The organism is Bradyrhizobium sp. SZCCHNS2022 (genome assembly GCF_032377575.1).
Classification (GTDB): Bacteria; Pseudomonadota; Alphaproteobacteria; order Rhizobiales; family Xanthobacteraceae; genus Bradyrhizobium; species Bradyrhizobium aeschynomenes.
This window is the reverse complement of record NZ_JAUHHZ010000001.1, coordinates 7,211,342-7,229,464: the sequence shown is the minus strand read 5'-3', so window position 1 is coordinate 7,229,464 and position 18,123 is coordinate 7,211,342. Positions and strand designations below refer to the sequence as shown.

The following is an 18,123-nucleotide window of genomic DNA, read 5'->3' as shown; positions in this document are numbered from 1 at the left end:
GCGGCGGACATGACGGGCAAAATGCCAATCGCCTGTCTACCTCAAACCGCTCCCTGGGGGTATGGGTCCCGCCTCAAGGCCGGGACGACAGCGGTGTTTGTCGATGCGTTTGCGATCCAATCGACAATTCCGAACGCGCTGCCGTAGGGTGGGCAAAGGCGCGAACGCGGCGGGACGCCGCGGGCCCACCATCCGCATCCCGCACGCGGGGCGGTGGGCACGGCGAGCACGGTCATCTTTGCTCGTCGCGACGACGTAGGCGCGCCTTTGGCCGCCCTACTGCTACCGCTCCTCCTCCGCGCGCTCCCGGGCCTCACGCTCGGCGCGCCGGCGGTCGAGGCGGCGGCCTTGCCATTCGAGCACGAGCCAGCCGAGCACGCACATCGCAACGACGACGAATTCGAGCAGGCCGCCCATCTCGCTCATGGCGTCTCACTCATCACGTCTCACTCGTGACGTCTCGCTCATCGCGCTTCGCTACGACGCCCGTCCCGAGCGCGACAGCTGGTCGCGTCGCTCCAGCCGCTCGAACAGATCGATCACCCACAGCGCGCGGTCCTGCAGCGTACGGCGCGGCCGAGCGATCGCATGCGGGCGCTGTGCATCCGCAGCGATCACGGCTTCGATCAGGATGCGCGCCTCGGGCCGCAGCGGCGCCAACGATGGCTGCACCGGAGCGAGCGACACCACCGCGGCCTTGCCGAGCAGCTGCAGCTTGCGCGGCATCGAGACGAAGGCGCGCTGCGACAGCGAATCGAACTCTGCCCGCGCGACCTCGCGCCCGATTTCGGCATAGATCAGCCGCGCAGCGTTGATGCCCGGACGGCAGGTCAGGGGCAGATCGGCGATGCCGGCCGCGGCGCGTGCGTAGAACACGTCGGCCATTGCGAGCAGCCGCGCGGTGACGCGGCCGACGCGGTCGTCGAAATAGGGCGCGACCAGCCAGGTGTCGACGTCGAGTCCCGCCTCGCGCAGCCATTGCCGCGGCAGATAGAGCCGGCCGGCACGCGCGTCCTCGCCGACGTCGCGGGCAATGTTGGTGAGCTGCATGGCGATGCCGAGATCGCAGGCGCGCCCGATGGTCTCCGGAGCGCGCCGGTGCATCAACAGCGACATCATCACGCCGACGGTGCCGGCGACGCGCACGGCATAGGCGAGCACGTCGCTCAGCGTCTCGTAGCGGCGGCCCTGGGCGTCCCAGGCAAGGCCTTCGAGCAGCGCCTCCGGCAGCGCGCGTGGAATCGCGAACTGCGCGACCACGCCGGCGAGGGCGCGATCGACGGGACGATCCTCGGGCCGATCGGCGTAGATCCGGTCGAGCCGCTCATGCAGCACCTCGATGGCGTCGACGCGGCGACCGGGACCATCGATCGCGTCATCTGCCTCGCGGCAGAACGCATAGAGCGCAATGGCGGGATCGCCGACCGCCCGCGGCAGAACCTTCGAGGCGGCGAAGAACGTCTTCGATCCGCCCCGCAACAGCCGACGACAGATCGCGATGTCCTCGTCCCGGCTCATCGGCGCTCCAGCTCATGCGGCGCGGGCACGAGCTCATCGAGCACGCGCGCTGACGACAACACGCCCGGCAGTCCGGCTCCGGGATGCGTTCCGGCCCCGACCAGATACAGCCGGTCGACCTCTTCGCTCTTGTTGTGCGGCCTGAACCAAGCGCTCTGCATCAGCACCGGCTCAAGCCCGAACGCCGCGCCGCGATAGGAGGACAGGCGATGCTCGAAATCGTCCGGCGTCAGCAGCCGCGACGTGGCGATCTGCCTCGCGAGATCCGGCAACAGCGATTCGCTCAGCGCCCGCTCGATCCGCCTGCGGAACGGCTCGGCGGTGGCTGCCCAGTCGATGCCGCTCTGCTGATGCGGCACCGGCGACAGCACGTAGAACGCATCGCAACCCTCGGGCGCCAGCGACGGATCGGTCGCGGTCGGCCGGTGCAGGTACAGGCTGAAATCATCCGCCAGCACCTTGCGGCGGAAGATGTCGTCGAGCAGCCCGCGATAGCGCGGGCCGAGCAGGATGGTGTGATGCTCGACGTCGTCGTAGCGGCGCTTCGTGCCGAAGTACCAGACGAACAGGCTCATCGAGTAGCGCGCGCGATCGATGCGGGCATCTGTCCAGCGCCGGCGCGGCACGGATGGCAGCAGGTGCTTGTAGGTCCAGGCGGCGCAGCCATTGGACACGACGACGTCGGCGGCGACGGTCTCGCCGGAGGCCAGACGCACGCCGGTGGCAACGCCATTCTTCGTGGTGATCTCGGCGACGGGCGCCGAGCAGCGCACCTGGCCGCCCTGCCCTTCGATCAAGCTGACGAGACCGGTGACCAGTGCGCCGGTGCCGCCCATCGCAAAATGCACGCCCCAGCGGCGCTCGAGATAGGCGATCAGGCAATAGATCGACGTGGTCGTGAACGGATTGCCGCCGATCAGCAGCGGATGGAAGCTCAGGACGACGCGCAGCCGCTCGTCGCGCACATGCTGCGAGACGAGACCATAGACCGAGCGAAAGCTCTGCAGCTTGATCATCGCCGGCGCGATCTTCGCCATGTCGAGCAGCGACAGGAACGGCACATCGCCGAGCTCCTCGAAGCCCTTTCTGAAGATCGCCTCGCTCGCCTTCATGAAGCGCTCGTAGCCGTCGACATCGCCGGGTGAAATTCGCGCGACTTCGGCGCGCATCGCCACCGGATCCGCCGAGCAGTCGAACGCGGTGCCGTCGTCGAACCGGATCCGATAGAACGGCGAGATCGGCTTGAGCGTGACGTCGTCGGACATCTTCCGCCCGCACAGCTGCCACAGCTCCTCGAACAGGAACGGTGCCGTGACGATGGTCGGGCCGGCGTCGAAGGTGAAGCCGTCCTGGCGATGCACATAGGCGCGGCCGCCGGGCGCATCGAGCTGCTCGAACACGGTGACGCGATAGCCGCGCGCGCCGAGCCGGACCGCCGCGGCGAGGCCGCCGAAGCCGGAGCCGATCACGACCGCATGCGGCCGGTCTCCGAGCGCAGCCGGAATAGCGGCCTTGATGGTGGAGACGTCGAGCATGGCGAAAAGCGTAAATTGAAATTGACGCTTTCGCCAGTCAAAAATGTCAACCTAGTTTGACATTTCCTGCTGCACTGCAAGGACGCCGAGCCGCTCGGCGGCCGCGACGATCAGCTCCGCGATCCGCGCCGGCTGCTCCTCGTGAGCCAAATGGCCAAGCCCATCAAGCAGTTCGAGCTGTGCCTGCGGCACCAATTGGCGCACGCGCCGGGCGACGTCGGGGGTGATGGCGTGGTCGTGGGTCGCGGCGATGAGCAGCAGCGCGGTGCTCAGTCGCGGCAGGTCGCGCACCAGAGGGTTGAGGTCCCAATTTGCCATCATCTCCAGCGCGGCACCGACATGACCGGGACTGCCGACGAGGCGGCGATACAGCCGCTCGCCATTGGCATCGAGCGTCGATCCCGTCGCCTTGAGCAGCCGATGCACCGCTGCCGGATCGCGGCCGCGCCAGGCGAACAGCCGTGGCACCAGCGGATTCAGCGCCATCATCTTGGCGAGCGGCGACAGGAACTGCGCTGCAACGCCGCCGAACGGCAGATAGGCGCCATTGAGGCTGACGATCAGTTTCGGCGCGATCAAGCCGTCGAGCGTCATCCGCGTGAGGATCGCCGCGCCCGCGGAATGGCCGATGGCGATCGCGGGCGTGATCGCGAGCTGCTCGCACAGCGTGGCGAGATCACGCGACATGCCCGGGAGCGACAGCCGCTGCCAATTCGGCGTGGAGGTGAAGCCGTGGCCGGAGAGATCCGGCGCCACGACCGTGACATGCCTGGCGAGCAGCGGCGCGAGATCGCGCCAGGAATGGGTTGCTGCTCCCGTGCCATGGGCCAGTAGCGCGACCGGCCCCTCGCCCATGACCTGGACGTGCCAGCGGATCCCGCCGGCGTCGACGAAACGGCTCGCCTCGCGATTGGGCCAGGTGCGCCCGTCGATGCTCCAGCTCGGCTTGTCGCTCATGCCGACGACGACCATTGCAGGCGGCGCCTCAGCCCGCGCCGGAGCGGCTCACGCGCCGGCGGCGCGCGCCAGGAAATCATCGTAGCCTGCGATGACTTTATCAAGCTGCTCGAAATGCGGCATCGCCCCGGTCTGCATGACATCGATCCGCCAGTTCGGCAGCCCTTCGACGGCGTGCTTGCCCTGGTAATCGACGAAATCGCCACGGACGCCGTGCACCATCCAGACCGGCATCGCCAGCGCCTGGTAGAGCTTCAGGGCATTGGTGCTGAACAGGTAGCCGGAGACGAAGGAATACGGTGCGTTCTCGGCGCCCGGCTGATGCGTGGTGATATAGTCATACTCCAGCAGACCCTCGTCGATGTCCTTGCGGCCAAAGGTCTTCTGCAGGAAGAAGCGGATGCTGGCGCGCGAGGTCAGCAGGGTGAAGAAGCCGTGCTTCCACAGGGGCACGTTGAGGATGTTGCGCACCCACGGCATGGCGCGCGTCGAGTCCCTGTTGCCGGTCGTCTTTGCTGCGGCCTCGGCGCGGCGGTCGAAGCCGGTCGGGCTGAGCAGCGCCAAGGTGCGAAACAGGTTCGGCGCCTCGGTGCCGGCACGCGCCGCGAACTCGCAGCCGAGCGACAGCGCGATCGCATCGATTGCGACATCGCCATGACGGCGACGAACCTCGTCGGCAGCGAGCAGGACCGCATCGGTCATGATGCGCGGCGTGTAGATGCGGTCGGTGCGGTCCGACAGGCCGAAGCCGGGCAGATCGAGCGCATAGACCGGACGGACGTTGCGATAATGCTCGAACAGCGGCTTCATCTCGTAGGCGGCCGCCGCGGCGTTGACGCTGTGGATCAGCAGCAGCGGGCGCTCGGTGGAGCCTGCGGGACCATCGGCATAGCAGGTGATGCGGCCGGTGCGGGCATCGGCGAGCTCGAAGCGTGGCGCCGCCAGGGGCGGCGGCATCGTCACGGCGCGCGCGACGGCCGCGTGATCACTCTGTGTGGTCGAGGCCACCTGCATGGCGTGCTCCTGTGTGACGATTGGATGTCGAAAGGCGCGGCCGTCTGCTGGCATCCGACGGGGATCGAGCATAGCGATGACCGGCGCTCTTGTCAGTCGCCGTTGGGAACGCCGCTTGACGCCAGGGGTTCCCCCCCTCGCTAGCCGCGGCCCGCTTCAGCCATCACGGCCCGCGACAACCGTGTCGCATCGGCGTGAGGCAGTGCGACGTAGCGGGCCTGCATGGCGCCTGCGAGCTGCGAAGCCTTGTCCTGGGGCCGTGGCGAGGAATCGACCAGCACGACGGGAATGCCGGTGAGCGCGAGCTGCTTCGCTGCCACCAGCGCCTCCGCCTCGGCCTCGCTGCGGCCGCCGCCGTTGCGCGCAACATTGGCGCGGCCGTCGGTCATCAGCACGATCGTCGGCGCCTGCCCCTTGGCTTTCACCGCGAGCGCAAGCTCGGTCGCGGCGAAGATCGCGGCCGACAGCGGCGTGCCGCCGCCGCCGGGCAAGCCCGCAAGGCTGCGCTTGGCGCGGGTCAACGAGCGCGTCGGCGGCAGCAGCAGCTCCGCGCTCCTGCCGCGGAACGCGATCAGCGCCACCTCATCGCGACGGACATAGCACTCTGCGAGCAGCAGCTCGACGGCGCCCTTCACCTCGGCGAGCCGCTGCAGCGCCGAGGAGCCGGAGGCATCGACGACGAAGATCGTGGTGGTGCCCGAGCGCTGCTTGAAGCGGGTGATGCGAATGTCGTCCTTGTGCACGATCAGCCGGCTGCTCTTGCCGGCGGGTCGTGTCCGCCGCCGCAGCGGCTGCCATGGCGCCGCCGCGCGCAACGTCTCCAACACATTGAGCCGCGCGCCCGCCCGCCACTCGCCACGGCGCGCGCCGATCGGGCGGCCCCGCTGCGGCGCCTTCTGCGCGGTGCCCTGCCGGCCTGCGCTGCTCGCCCGCGTCCGCGCCGCGCGCTCGTCCTGCAAGCGCTTCAACAGATCGGCAGGAATAGCGGCCTGTGCCGCCTCGAGCACACGGTCTTCGAGCGGGCCGTCGTTGCTGTGATCCTCCTCACTCTCAGGCTGATCGTCCCGCGGCTCCGGCGCGTCGTTGCTGTCAGCGTCATCCTCCGTCGCCGGCAGCCGCGTGGCGCGCGGCGCCAGCACCAGCCGCGCAGCGCAGGCGATGTGGGACTCGGCGACATCACTCCCGCCATCAAGGGCCGCCGCGATGCGCGCCACGCGACACGCCAGCAGCGGCGCCCGTAACGAGTCGATGCCGAGCACGACGGCCGTCGTCGTCAGCGCAGCGATCGCGTCGTCGGACAGACGAACCTGCGGCAGCAATTCGCGCGCGGCCGCGATGTCCGTCGATTTGAACAGGCTCTCGCCGAGATCGGCGCGCGCGACCGCGCCGAAGTCGAGATGACAGGCAAGACGATCGGCGAGCGCCGGCGACACGCGTTCGTCATCGATGCCCTCGTCGAGCGCGATCAGGCCGAACCGCGCCGGCGCGCGCAACGAGAGGCCGTCCCGCTCGATACTGATCGAGCCGGTGTCGAGCGCGGCGGTGAGATGAGCAATCGTCGACGGCGCGATGCGCTCGGCCATCACCGCGATCAATATGCCGCCATCGGCCTCGGCAAGCAGCCCGCGCTGCATCACGGGGCGTCCCGCCTGCAGGGTCGCGGCCAGATCGAGGCCACCGAGCAGGCGATCATCGGAGATCGACGGCGGCAGCTTGCGAACGGCCGTCGTGCTCGGCATCAGTTCGCGCAACAGATCGAGCCATTGCTCGCGCACCGGGCCGGCGCCTGCACGCAACAGCACAGACGCAGCCCCCGGATCGATCGCAGCCAGCGCGGCCGCGATCATCGCATCGGCCCAGATCGCGGCGCCGTCGCTCACGATGCGAACAGCTCGTTGAGCGCGCGCTCGACCCGCACCGACGAGCCGGAATCGTCGAGCGGATTGCGCCGGAGTCTGTGCCGCAGCGCCATCGGCGCGACCGTCTTGAGATGGCCGTCATCGACCGCCTTGGCGCCGTCGAGCGCCGCTGCCGCGCGTGCCGCGCGCATCAAGGTGAGCTCGCCGCGCAGGCCGTCGGTGCCGAGCGACATGCACAGACGCGCCGCCTGCTCCAGCTCGCGATCGGAGACTTTCACTGAGCCGATGTGCGCGCGGCCCGCCAGGATGCGCTTGCGCTGCTTCGCCTCCTCTTTTTCCCACTGCGCGACGAAAGCAACAGGATCCGTCTCGAACGCATCGCGGCGCTTGATGACCTCGATGCGCGTCGGCAGATCGCTGGGAGTCTTGACCTCGACCGAGAGCCCGAACCGATCCAGGAGCTGCGGCCGCAGCTCGCCCTCCTCCGGATTGCCGGTGCCGACCAGCACCACGCGCGCGGGATGGCGGATGCTGAGACCGTCGCGCTCGACGACGTTCTCGCCGGACGCCGCGACGTCGAGCAGGAGATCGACGAGGTGATCCTCCAGCAGGTTGACCTCGTCGATGTAGAGAAAGCCTCTGTTGGCGCGCGCGAGCAGCCCGGGCTCGAACGACTTCTCGCCATGGGCCAGCGCGCGCTCGAGATCGAGCGCGCCGACGACGCGATCCTCGGTGGCGCCAAGCGGAAGGTCGATCACCGGCACCGGCACCTCATGCGCCTTCAACGCGGCCGGCTTCTTGCCCTTGCCGCCCGGCTTGGAGCGCGCGCGGCAGTCGGCGCATTGCGCGGCGGCATCGGCGGGATCGCATTGATAGGGACAGCCGACCACCGCGCTCATCGGCGGCAGCAGCGCGGCGAGCGCGCGCACCGCGGTGGATTTGCCGGCGCCGCGATCACCGAAGGCCAGCACGCCGCCGACCTTTGGATCGACGGCGGCGATCATCAGCGCCAGCTTCATCTCGTCCTGGCCGACAATGGCCGAGAACGGAAAGGCTATTCCCATGAGCGTCCCCTGCATCGCGGCGTCTCGGCCGCGTTGGCGGCATGAGACCACAATCAGGGGCCGCTCTTCAACCCATCAGCGGTTAACGCGCGAGGCTCGGCAGATCCAGCCCGTTGGCCTCGGCGCAGGCGATGGCCTCATCGTAGCCGGCGTCGGCGTGGCGCATCACGCCGGTCGCCGGATCATTCCACAGCACGCGCTCCAGCCGCCGCGCCGCATCCGCGGTGCCGTCGGCGACGATCACCATGCCCGCATGCTGCGAATAGCCGATGCCGACGCCGCCGCCATGATGCAGCGACACCCAGGTCGCGCCACTCGCGCAATTCAGCAGCGCATTGAGCAGCGGCCAGTCCGAAACCGCATCGGAGCCGTCCTTCATCGCCTCGGTCTCGCGGTTCGGACTCGCCACCGAGCCGGAATCGAGATGGTCGCGGCCGATCACGATCGGCGCCTTCAACTCGCCGCGCGCCACCATCTCGTTGAAGGCGAGACCAAGGCGATGGCGGTCGCCGAGACCGACCCAGCAGATCCGTGCCGGCAGGCCCTGGAACTTGATGCGCTGCCGGGCCATGTCGAGCCAGTTGTGGAGATGCTTGTTGTCCGGCAGCAGCTCCTTCACCTTGGCATCGGTCTTGTAGATGTCCTCGGGATCGCCGGACAACGCCGCCCAGCGGAACGGACCGATGCCGCGGCAGAACAGCGGACGGATATAGGCGGGCACGAAGCCGGGGAAATCGAACGCGTTGGCGAGGCCCATGTCCTTGGCCATCTGGCGGATGTTGTTGCCGTAGTCGAGCGTCGGGATACCCATGGCGTGGAAATCCAGCATCGCCTGGACGTGGCCGACCATAGAGGTCTTCGAGGCCTGCTCCACGGCCTTCGGATCGGACGCGCGCTTGGCTTCCCATTCGGCGAGCGTCCAGCCTTTCGGCAGATAGCCGTTGATCGGATCATGCGCGCTGGTCTGGTCGGTGACGATGTCGGGACGGACGCCGCGTCGCACCAGTTCCGGAAAGATTTCGGCAGCATTGCCGAGCAGGCCGACCGACACCGCCGTCTTGCTCTTGGCCGCCTCCTCCATCAACGCCAGCGCTTCATCCAGCGTGGCGGCCTGCCGATCAAGATAGCCGGTGCGCAGCCGCATCTCGATGCGGCTCGGCTGGCATTCGACGGCGAGCATCGAGGCGCCGGCCATGGTCGCGGCCAGCGGCTGCGCGCCGCCCATGCCACCGAGGCCTGCGGTGAGAATCCATTTGCCGGCGAGATCGCCATTGTAATGGCGGCGACCGACCTCCACAAAAGTCTCGTAGGTGCCCTGCACGATGCCCTGGCTGCCGATGTAGATCCAGGAGCCGGCCGTCATCTGGCCGTACATCATCAGGCCCATTTTATCGAGCGCATTGAAGTGATCGAGCGTCGCCCAATGCGGCACGATATTGGAGTTGGCGATCAACACCCGCGGCGCGTCGGGATGCGTCCGGAAGATACCGACCGGCTTGCCGGACTGCACGACCAGCGTCTGATCCGCCTCGAGTTTGCGCAACGACGCGACGATGCGGTCAAAACTGTCCCAGTCGCGCGCCGCGCGGCCGATGCCGCCATAGACGATCAGCTCGCTCGGCTTCTCCGCGACATCGGGATCGAGATTGTTCATCAGCATCCGCAAGGGCGCTTCCGTGAGCCAGCTCTTGGCGCTGATGTCGCTGCCATGGGGGGCGCGGATCACCCGTTCATTGTCGAGACGTCGGTTCATGGGTCCCTCTCATCGAAGCCTAGGAAACGGGTCGCGCCCGAGTGCATCGGCGGCAGCGCGGGCCAAGGCGCCGGCAGCGACGAGCGCGGCGGCCTTGGCGAGATCGTCGGCCATGTAGCGGTCGCTCGCCAGCGCCGGAACGTGCAGGCGCAAGGCACCGATCACGGCCGAGAGCGCGGCGCTGGTGCCGTGCGGCACGCGCAGCTCGATGCCTTGCGCAGCGACCAGCAGCTCGATGCCGATGATGTGAGCGAGATTGTCCGCCATGTCGTGCAGTCGCCGCGCGGCGTGCGCGGCCATCGAGACGTGGTCTTCCTGATTGGCGCTGGTGGGCGTGGAGTCGATCGAGCACGGCAGCGCGCGCTGCTTGTTCTCGGCGAACAGCGCCGCGGCCGTGACCTCGGCGATCATGAAGCCGGAGTTCAGGCCGGGCTCCGGGGTGAGAAACGGCGGCAGGCCGAAGTTCAGCGCGGGATCGACCAGCGTCGCGATGCGACGCTCGCTGATCGCACCAAGTTCGGACAGCGCCAGCGCGATCTGATCCGCGGCGAAGGCCACCGGCTCGGCGTGGAAATTGCCGCCAGAGATGATCTCGCCGGTCTCGACCAGCACCAGCGGATTGTCGGTGACGGCATTGGCTTCGGTGACGAGCGTGCGCGCCGCCTGGCTCAGCAGATCGAGCGCGGCGCCCGCGACCTGCGGCTGGCAGCGCAGGCAATACGGATCCTGCACGCGCTCGTCGCCTTCGAGATGCGACAGGCGGATGGCGCTGCCGTCGAGCAGCTCGGTGAGCACGCGGCCGGCCTCGATCTGCCCCGGATGCCCGCGCAGCGCCTGGATCTCCGGCCGGAACGGCGCCGTCGAGGCCATCGCGGCGTCGACCGACAGCGCGCCGGTCACCAGCGCGGCGTTGAGCAGATCATGCGCGCGTAACAGGCCGGCGAGTGCGTAGGCCGTCGAGAACTGCGTGCCGTTGATGAGCGCCAGCCCTTCCTTCGGCCCGAGCGTGACCGGGCTGAGACCCGCGCGCGCCAGCGCCTCGCGGCCCGGCGCCAGCCGGCCATCGACAAAGGCCTGCCCCTCTCCAATCATCACCGCGGTCATATGCGCGAGCGGCGCGAGGTCGCCGGACGCGCCGACCGAGCCCTGCTGCGGCACGAACGGACAGACGCCGTGCGCCAGCATCGCCTGCAACTGCGCGATGATCTCACGGCGCACGCCGGAGGCGCCGCGGCCGAGCGAGATGATCTTCAGCGCGATCATCAGGCGGACGACGGGCTCCGGCGTCGCGGGACCGACTCCGCAGCAATGCGAGAGAATCAGGTTGCGCTGCAGCTGCGCCGTCTGGTCCGGCGGGATGCGCTTGGACGCCAGCTTGCCGAAGCCGGTGTTGATGCCATAGACCGGCTCGGCGCCCTGCGCCGCCTTGGCCACGATTGCCGCAGCGGCTTCGACGCGCGGCCAATACGCCGGATCGAGCGTGAGCGATGCGCCGGTGTAGACGCGCGCGAGATCATCGAAGCTGACGCGGCCCGGCTCGGCGATGATCGTGCTCATTGCCCTCTCCAGACACGCTGATGCAGCGGATTGAAGCCCATGCGATAGACCAGCTCGGCGGGGCGGCCGATGTCCCAGATCGCGAGATCGCACCATTTGCCGGCTTCGAGCGTGCCGGTCTCGGCCAACAAGCCCAAGGCGCGCGCGCCTTCGCGCGTGACGCCGGCGATGCATTCATCGACGGTCATCCGGAACAAGGTCGCGGCCATGTTCATCGTGAGAAGCAGCGAGGTCAGCGGCGATGAACCGGGATTGCAGTCCGTCGCCAGCGCGAGCTTGACGCCGTGTCTGCGGAACAGCTCGACCGGCGGCTTCTGCGTCTCGCGGATGAAGTAGTACGCGCCGGGCAGCAGGACGGCGACCGTGCCGCTCCGTGCCATCGCGGCAGCGCCAGCATCGTCGGTGTGTTCGAGATGATCGGCCGACAGCGCGCCGAACTCAGCCGCGAGCGCCGCACCGCCGAGGTTGGAGAGCTGGTCGGCATGCAGCTTGACCCTCAGCCCCAACGCCTTGGCTGCAGCAAATACACGCGAGGTCTGCTCCGCTGAGAAGGCAATGTTTTCCATGAAAGCGTCGACCGCATCCGCGAGACCTGATTCCGCGACCGCCGGCAGCATCTCGTTGCAGACGAGATCAATGTAGCGATCCTTGTCCCCGCCCGCCTCCACCGGCAGCGCGTGAGCGCCGAGGAAGCTGGTGCGCACGCCGACCTGTCGCTTGCTGCCGAGAGCGCGGGCTGCGGACAATTGCCGCAGCTCCGTCGCGGTTTCCAGGCCATAGCCGGACTTGATCTCGATCGTGGTCACGCCTTCCGCGAGCAGCGCATCGAGCCGCGGCAGCGCGCTGGCGATCAGGTCCTGTTCGCTGGCGGCACGCGTGGCCGCCACGGTGGACACGATGCCGCCGCCGGCGCGCGCGATTTCCTCGTAGCTCGCACCAGCCAGGCGCAGCTCGAACTCATGAGCGCGGTCGCCGCCATAGACGAGATGGGTGTGACAATCGACGAGGCCCGGCGTGATCCAGCGTCCCCCGCAATCGATGCGCTCCGGCGCATCGGCATCCGCAGGGAAATCGTACTGCGGTCCGGCAAAGGCGATGCGCCCGCCCCGCGCCGCGACCACGCCCTGCTCGACCACGCCGAGGCCCGGCTGCCCTTCGCGCAAGGTTGCGAGCCGCGCATTGTGCCAGATCCGGTCGAAACGCTGGGCCATGCTGCCTCCCACCTTCACGAAAGCTTGACGGGCGATATGTCTATACATAAACTCGCTTCCGTCGTCCTGTCCAGCGGGTTGATCGATCATGGCGTCACTGCACTTCGCATCCGCGCTTCTGCCCGCAGGTTGGGCCGAGGACGTGCAGGTCGTCATCAACAACGGCGCGATCACCCAGGTCTCCGCGGGTGTGCCTCCGACCTCCGACGATGAGCAGCATGAGGTCGCGATCCCCGGCATCGCCAGCCTGCACAGCCACGCCTTCCAGCGCGGCATGGCTGGGCTTGCCGAGACCAGCGGCCATTCCACCGACACGTTCTGGACCTGGCGCGAGACGATGTATCGCTTCGCGTTGTCGATGCGCCCGGAGGACGTCGAGGCTGTCGCGATCTTGCTCTATGTCGAGATGCTGGAGCGCGGCTTCACGCGCGTCGGCGAATTCCATTATCTGCATCACGATCGCGACGGCACGCCTTACGCCGATATCGCCGAGATGGCCGTGCGCATTGCCGCTGCGGCCCAGTCCTCCGGCATCGGCCTGACCCTGCTGCCGAGCTTCTACGCGCATGGCGGCTTCGGCGGCGCGGCGCCGCATGACGGCCAGCGGCGCTTCATCTGCGATGTCGATCGGTTCGCCAAGCTGCTGGCGGCCTGCCGCAAGGCAATCAGCTCGCTTCCCGGCTCCAATCTCGGCATCGCGCCGCACAGCCTGCGGGCGGTGGCGCCGGACGAGTTGACAGCCGTGCTGCCGCTCGCCGACGGCGGCCCGGTCCACATTCACGCCGCCGAGCAGGTCAAGGAGGTCGAGGACTGCCTCGCCTGGTCAGGCCGGCGTCCCGTGCAATGGCTGCTCGATCATCACGCCGTCGATGCCCGTTGGTGCCTGATCCATGCGACGCATATGACGGCGGACGAAACGGCGGCGCTCGCGAACAGCGGCGCGGCGGCCGGCCTCTGCCCGGTCACCGAAGCCAGCCTCGGCGACGGCATCTTCCCGGCGCGCGAGTTCTTGCGCGCGCGTGGCCGCATCGGCATCGGCACCGACTCCAACGTGCTGGTCGGCGTCAGCGACGAGTTGCGCCAGCTCGAATATGGCCAGCGGCTGGCACATCGCGAGCGCAACGTGCTGACGTCAGGTCCCGAGGCGTCGACGGGCCGCACGCTGTTCGATGCGGCTCTCGCCGGCGGCGCGCAGGCGCTGGCGCAATCATTCGCCGGCCTGCAGGTCGGCGCCCGGGCCGATATCGTCACGCTCGATCTGTCGCATCCGTCGCTCGCGGGGCGGACACAGGATGTGTTGCTCGACGGCTGGATCTTCGCGACCTCGTCCGAGGCCATCGACTGCGTCTGGGCCGGCGGCGCCAAGGTCGTCCAGGGCGGCCATCATCGGTTGCGCGAGGCGGCCCGGCGCGGCTTCAATCGGGCCGTGCGGAGGCTGCTCGCATGAGCCTCGCCGAGGATCGCGCCAAGGACCGCACCAAGCCGGGAGCCGGCACGCTCTACAAGACGATCCGCCAGGACATCGAGCGCCGTATCCTCACCGGCGAATGGCCGCCGGGCCACCGCATCCCGTTCGAGCACGAGATCATGGAGCACTATGGCTGCTCGCGCATGACCGTGAACAAGGCGCTGTCGGAACTCGCGCAGGCCGATCTGATCGAGCGGCGTCGTCGTGCCGGCACGTTCGTGCGGCGACCGCAATTCCTGTCGGCGGTGCTGAAGATCCCGGACATCCGTGCCGAGATCGGGGCGCTCGGCCGCGCCTATGGTTATGAGTTGATCTCGTCGGCGCGCCGGACCGCCAACAGCGCCGATCGCGAGCGCCTCGGTGTCAAGACGCCGTGCAAGGTGATCGCGATCCGCTGCCGTCACAGCGCCGATGGCCTGCCGTTCGCGATCGAGGACCGCCTGATCGATCTCGATGCCGTTCCCGACGCGGCGAAGGCCAATTTCAAGATCGATCCGCCAGGCTCGTGGCTGCTGCATCACGTGCCCTGGACCGAGGCGGAGCATGCGATCAGCGCCATCATTGCCGACGATGCGATCGCAGCTGGCCTCGACATCGCCGTCGGCGCGCCCTGCCTCGTCATCGAGCGCCACACCTGGCGCCAGGGCCAGCCACTTACCGCTGTCAGGCTGGTCTATCCCGGCGAACAGCATCGGCTGGTCGCGCGCTTCAGAGGCAGCGAATGAGCATGGCAATCGCGCTGGATCTGAGCACGAGATTTGCAAGCCAGCGGACAGCTCTTGCAGAGACATGCGGTCACCGCGGGCGACCGCGGACCGCTCCAACACCTTCTTTCAACAGCAAAGGATGACGACGATGCGCAAACTTGGACTACTTGCAGTAACGGCCGCGCTCCTGGCCTCCACCGCCGCTCTTGCCGACGACGTCAAGGTCGGCATCGGCATTTCCGGCTGGACGGGCTTCGCGCCGCTGACGCTGGCGAAGGAAGCCGGCATCTTCAAGAAGAACGGCCTCGACGTCACCATCAAGAAGATCCCGCAGAAGGACCGTCACCTCGCGATCGCCGCCGGCGACGTGCAGTGCGCGGCGACCACGGTCGAGACCTGGATCTCCTGGAACGCCAACGGCGTCGCCACCAAGCAGATCTTCCAGCTCGACAAGAGCTACGGCGCCGACGGCATGGCCGTGCGCAACGACATCGCCTCGATCAAGGACCTGAAGGGCAAGACGGTCGCCGCGTCCGCACCGGGCACCTCGCCCTATTTCGGGCTGGCCTGGATGCTGAAGAAGAACGGGCTGACGGTGAAGGACGTCACCGTCGTCAACATGGAGCCTGGCCCGGCAGCGCAGGCTTTCGTCGCCGGCCAGAACGACGCGGCGATGACCTACGAGCCGTATCTCTCGACCGTGCGCGCCGCGCCCGACAAGGGCAAGATCATCGCCACCACGCTGGACTATCCGATGGTGATGGACACGTTTGGCTGTACGCCGAAATTCCTGACCGAGAACCCGAAGGCCGCCAAGGCGCTCGCCGACAGCTATTACGAGGCGCTCGACATGATCGCCAAGGACCAGGCCAAGGCCTACGAGATCATGGGCGCCGACGTGAAACAGAGCGGCGAGCAGTTCGGCAACTCGGCGAAGTATCTGCGCTGGCAGGACAAGGCCGCGAGCCAGAAGTTCTTCGAGACCGAGTTCAAGACCTTCAACAAGGAGGCCGCTGAGCTGCTGCTCGAGGTCGGCATCATCAAGCAGATCCCGAAGGTCGAGGATCTGTACGATGCGAGCTTCATCAAGTAGCCGAGAAACTCGCTCGATGTAGAGTCGTCATTGCGAGCGCAGCGAAGCAATCCAGGGGCTCAGGGTGCGACTCTGGATTGCTTCGTCGAGGAGCCTGTCATCGGGCCGCGCTTTGCGCGGACCCGTTGGCTCCTCGCAATGACGGTGTTGATGCATCCTGCTCAAAACTGCGTCTGCCTACTCTGAATTCAACTTCTATGAACGAACCGCACGAGCCACGAAAGCCTCCTCCGTGATCCGTCCTCTCGATCCCGTCAGCGCCCGATCAAGAACAGCGCTCGGCCTCGCCTTCTTCGTCGTGTTCGTCGCCGCGTGGTCGCTGGCGACGTTCGGCGGCTATGTGCCGAGGACGTTCCTGGCCGATCCCCTGACCATGCTGCGCGAGGGCTGGGACCTCCTCGTCAAGTTCGGCTTCCTCTACGACATCGGCATGACCGTCTGGCGCGTCGTCGGCGGGTTCGTGCTCGCAGCCGTCATCGCCGTGCCGCTCGGCCTCTTGATGGGCGCCTACAAGCCGATCGAGGCGTTCCTCGAGCCGTTCGTCTCCTTCGCGCGCTACCTGCCGGCGTCCGCCTTCATTCCGCTGCTGATCCTGTGGGCCGGCATCGGCGAGTTGCAAAAGCTGCTGATCATCTTCATCGGCTCGGTGTTCCAGATCATCCTGATGATCACCGTCACCGTCGGCAACACAAGGCGCGACCTGGTCGAGGCCGCCTATACGCTCGGCGCCAGCGATCGCGGCATCATCGCCCGCGTGCTGCTGCCCTCGGCCGCGCCTGATATCGCCGAGGTCCTGCGGCTCGTGCTCGGCTGGGCCTGGACCTACGTCATCGTCGCGGAGTTGATCGGCTCCTCCTCCGGCATCGGCCACATGATCACCGACAGCCAGGCGCTGCTCAACACCGGGCAGATCATCTTCGGCATCATCATCATCGGCCTGATCGGGCTGATCTCCGATTTCCTGTTCAAGGCGTTCAACGCCTGGCTGTTCCCATGGAAGCTCGCATGACCACGCTCGTCATCGATCAGGTCACGCGCACCTTCCCGGCCCGCCAGGGCCACGCGCCGACGCGCGCGCTGGAGCCGGTCGCGCTCACCATCGGCAACAACGACTTCGTCACCATCCTCGGCCCCTCCGGCTGCGGCAAGTCCACCCTGCTGCGCATCGTCGCCGGGCTCGACCATCCGACCAGCGGCAAGGTGCTGCTCGACGGAAGCGAGGTCAAAGGCCCCGGCGCCGATCGCGGCATGGTGTTCCAATCCTACACGCTGTTTCCCTGGCTGACCGTGCGCGAGAACATCGCCTTTGGCCTGCGCGAGCGCGGGGTGCCGGAGGACAAGCGCAATGCCATCGCCGACCGCTTCATCCAGCAGATCGGCTTGCAGGGGTTCGAGAACCACTGGCCGAAGCAGCTCTCGGGCGGCATGCAGCAGCGCTGCGCCATCGCGCGCGCGCTCGCCAATGATCCGAAGATCCTGCTGCTCGACGAGCCGTTCGGCGCGCTCGACAACCAGACCCGGGTGCTGATGCAGGAGATGCTGCTCGGCATCTGGGAGCGCGACCAGAAGACGGTGCTGTTCGTCACCCATGACATCGAGGAGGCGATCTTCCTCGGCAGCCGCGTGCTGGTGATGAGCGCCCGCCCCGGCCGCATCAAGGCGGATATCAAGATCGATTTGCCGCACCCGCGGTCGTACAAGATCAAGACTTCGCCGGAATTCGTCGCACTGAAGGAGCGGCTGGTGGAGGAGATCCGTGCCGAGGCGCTGAAGGTGGCTGCGGAGGCGTGAGGCTGGCGCAGGTGGCTGCGCGACATCTCAGATGAGCGCGGTCACTTGCAGCAGTGGATGCGGAGAGAGACCCCTCACCCTACCGAACTTGCCGATCTGCCCTACATGCCCTCTCCCACAAGGGGCGAGGGCGCAGTCACGGGCACCGAGGTGGCTCAAACCGAGAGCTTTGCTTTGCAACGACCGCAGCCACGGGGCTGCCAAATGCAGCGCCCTCGCCCCTTGTGGGAGAGGGCATCGCCGGCCGATCCGCGGCTGGCTCGGGTGAGGGGTCTCTCTCCGCGAGCAACGCTGCTCGCCAACTAACTTCCGGGCTGCTGCACGCGAACATTCTCCGAGTGCGCCTCCGTTGTCCCCCGCCGCATCCGTCTCACCCACGGCGTCAGGTGAAACACACTCATCAGCAGATACATCACCGTCATGTCGCCGAGCGGGGCTCCCGCCGGCATGGCGGAGCAGATGACGTCTGAGCGCCCGTCGCGGGCCATGGCGTTCAGCACGGCCATCAGCGCGAAGGTCGGCGCCGCGGCGAGGCGCAGGGCGTCGGCGAGGTCCGGCATGACTCGCCGCTTGGACAGGAAGAACGCCATGGCTTC

At 67.7% G+C, this 18,123-nt stretch carries 16 protein-coding genes; 5 read left to right on the top strand and 11 right to left on the bottom strand.

Annotated features, from left to right (window positions below; all coding sequences use genetic code 11):
• Positions 1 to 282: 282 nt before the first annotated feature.
• The 10 genes from QXZ94_RS32265 to hutI form a co-directional block, all read right to left on the bottom strand.
• Positions 283 to 426, bottom strand: a complete 144-nt coding sequence (locus QXZ94_RS32265; protein ID WP_315725261.1) for a hypothetical protein — start codon at positions 424 to 426, stop codon at positions 283 to 285.
• Between the two features lie 51 nt (positions 427 to 477).
• Positions 478 to 1,518 (bottom strand): phytoene/squalene synthase family protein, encoded by a 1,041-nt coding sequence (locus tag QXZ94_RS32260; protein ID WP_315725259.1) that lies wholly within the window; start codon positions 1,516 to 1,518, stop codon positions 478 to 480.
• On the bottom strand, positions 1,515 to 3,053 hold the full coding sequence (locus QXZ94_RS32255; protein WP_315725257.1) for a phytoene desaturase: 1,539 nt from the start codon (positions 3,051 to 3,053) through the stop codon (positions 1,515 to 1,517). Before QXZ94_RS32255 ends, QXZ94_RS32260 begins: the two co-directional genes overlap by 4 nt.
• Before the next feature lie 51 nt (positions 3,054 to 3,104).
• Positions 3,105 to 4,010 (bottom strand): alpha/beta fold hydrolase BchO, encoded by a 906-nt coding sequence (gene bchO, locus QXZ94_RS32250; RefSeq protein WP_315726666.1) that lies wholly within the window; start codon positions 4,008 to 4,010, stop codon positions 3,105 to 3,107.
• A gap of 48 nt (positions 4,011 to 4,058) precedes the next feature.
• Positions 4,059 to 5,024 carry an alpha/beta hydrolase gene (locus tag QXZ94_RS32245; protein ID WP_315725254.1) on the bottom strand — a complete coding sequence of 322 codons (966 nt, stop codon included), beginning with the start codon at positions 5,022 to 5,024 and terminating at the stop codon, positions 4,059 to 4,061.
• A gap of 140 nt (positions 5,025 to 5,164) precedes the next feature.
• Entirely contained in the window at positions 5,165 to 6,904 is a 1,740-nt protein-coding gene (locus QXZ94_RS32240; RefSeq protein ID WP_315725252.1) for a magnesium chelatase subunit D, read from the bottom strand.
• Entirely contained in the window at positions 6,901 to 7,947 is a 1,047-nt protein-coding gene (gene bchI / locus QXZ94_RS32235) for a magnesium chelatase ATPase subunit I (RefSeq protein WP_315725250.1), read from the bottom strand. Before bchI ends, QXZ94_RS32240 begins: the two co-directional genes overlap by 4 nt.
• 82 nt (positions 7,948 to 8,029) lie before the next feature.
• Positions 8,030 to 9,700, bottom strand: a complete 1,671-nt coding sequence (gene hutU, locus QXZ94_RS32230) for a urocanate hydratase (protein WP_315725247.1) — start codon at positions 9,698 to 9,700, stop codon at positions 8,030 to 8,032.
• 9 nt (positions 9,701 to 9,709) lie between these two features.
• Positions 9,710 to 11,257: a histidine ammonia-lyase gene (gene hutH, locus QXZ94_RS32225; RefSeq protein ID WP_315725245.1), complete on the bottom strand. Its 1,548-nt coding sequence runs from the start codon at positions 11,255 to 11,257 to the stop codon at positions 9,710 to 9,712.
• Positions 11,254 to 12,468, bottom strand: coding sequence for an imidazolonepropionase (gene hutI / locus QXZ94_RS32220; RefSeq protein ID WP_315725243.1), 1,215 nt, complete (start codon positions 12,466 to 12,468; stop codon positions 11,254 to 11,256). Before hutI ends, hutH begins: the two co-directional genes overlap by 4 nt.
• Positions 12,469 to 12,556: 88 nt before the next feature.
• On the opposite strand from hutI, the gene QXZ94_RS32215 reads away from it, so the two are divergent.
• From QXZ94_RS32215 to QXZ94_RS32195, 5 genes are all read left to right on the top strand, one after another.
• Positions 12,557 to 13,915 (top strand): formimidoylglutamate deiminase, encoded by a 1,359-nt coding sequence (locus QXZ94_RS32215; protein WP_315725241.1) that lies wholly within the window; start codon positions 12,557 to 12,559, stop codon positions 13,913 to 13,915.
• Positions 13,912 to 14,661: a histidine utilization repressor gene (gene hutC / locus QXZ94_RS32210; RefSeq protein ID WP_315725239.1), complete on the top strand. Its 750-nt coding sequence runs from the start codon at positions 13,912 to 13,914 to the stop codon at positions 14,659 to 14,661. The genes QXZ94_RS32215 and hutC overlap by 4 nt, the downstream gene beginning before the upstream one ends.
• Positions 14,662 to 14,791: 130 nt before the next feature.
• Complete coding sequence (locus QXZ94_RS32205) at positions 14,792 to 15,736, top strand: ABC transporter substrate-binding protein (protein WP_172114248.1); 945 nt, start codon at positions 14,792 to 14,794, stop codon at positions 15,734 to 15,736.
• 235 nt (positions 15,737 to 15,971) lie between these two features.
• Complete coding sequence (locus QXZ94_RS32200; RefSeq protein ID WP_315726664.1) at positions 15,972 to 16,745, top strand: ABC transporter permease; 774 nt, start codon at positions 15,972 to 15,974, stop codon at positions 16,743 to 16,745.
• Positions 16,742 to 17,527 carry an ABC transporter ATP-binding protein gene (locus tag QXZ94_RS32195; RefSeq protein ID WP_315725236.1) on the top strand — a complete coding sequence of 262 codons (786 nt, stop codon included), beginning with the start codon at positions 16,742 to 16,744 and terminating at the stop codon, positions 17,525 to 17,527. Before QXZ94_RS32200 ends, QXZ94_RS32195 begins: the two co-directional genes overlap by 4 nt.
• 302 nt (positions 17,528 to 17,829) lie before the next feature.
• Here QXZ94_RS32195 and QXZ94_RS32190 read toward each other — a convergent pair whose 3' ends face one another.
• Positions 17,830 to 18,117 (bottom strand): hypothetical protein, encoded by a 288-nt coding sequence (locus QXZ94_RS32190; RefSeq protein WP_315725234.1) that lies wholly within the window; start codon positions 18,115 to 18,117, stop codon positions 17,830 to 17,832.
• Positions 18,118 to 18,123 lie beyond the last annotated feature (6 nt).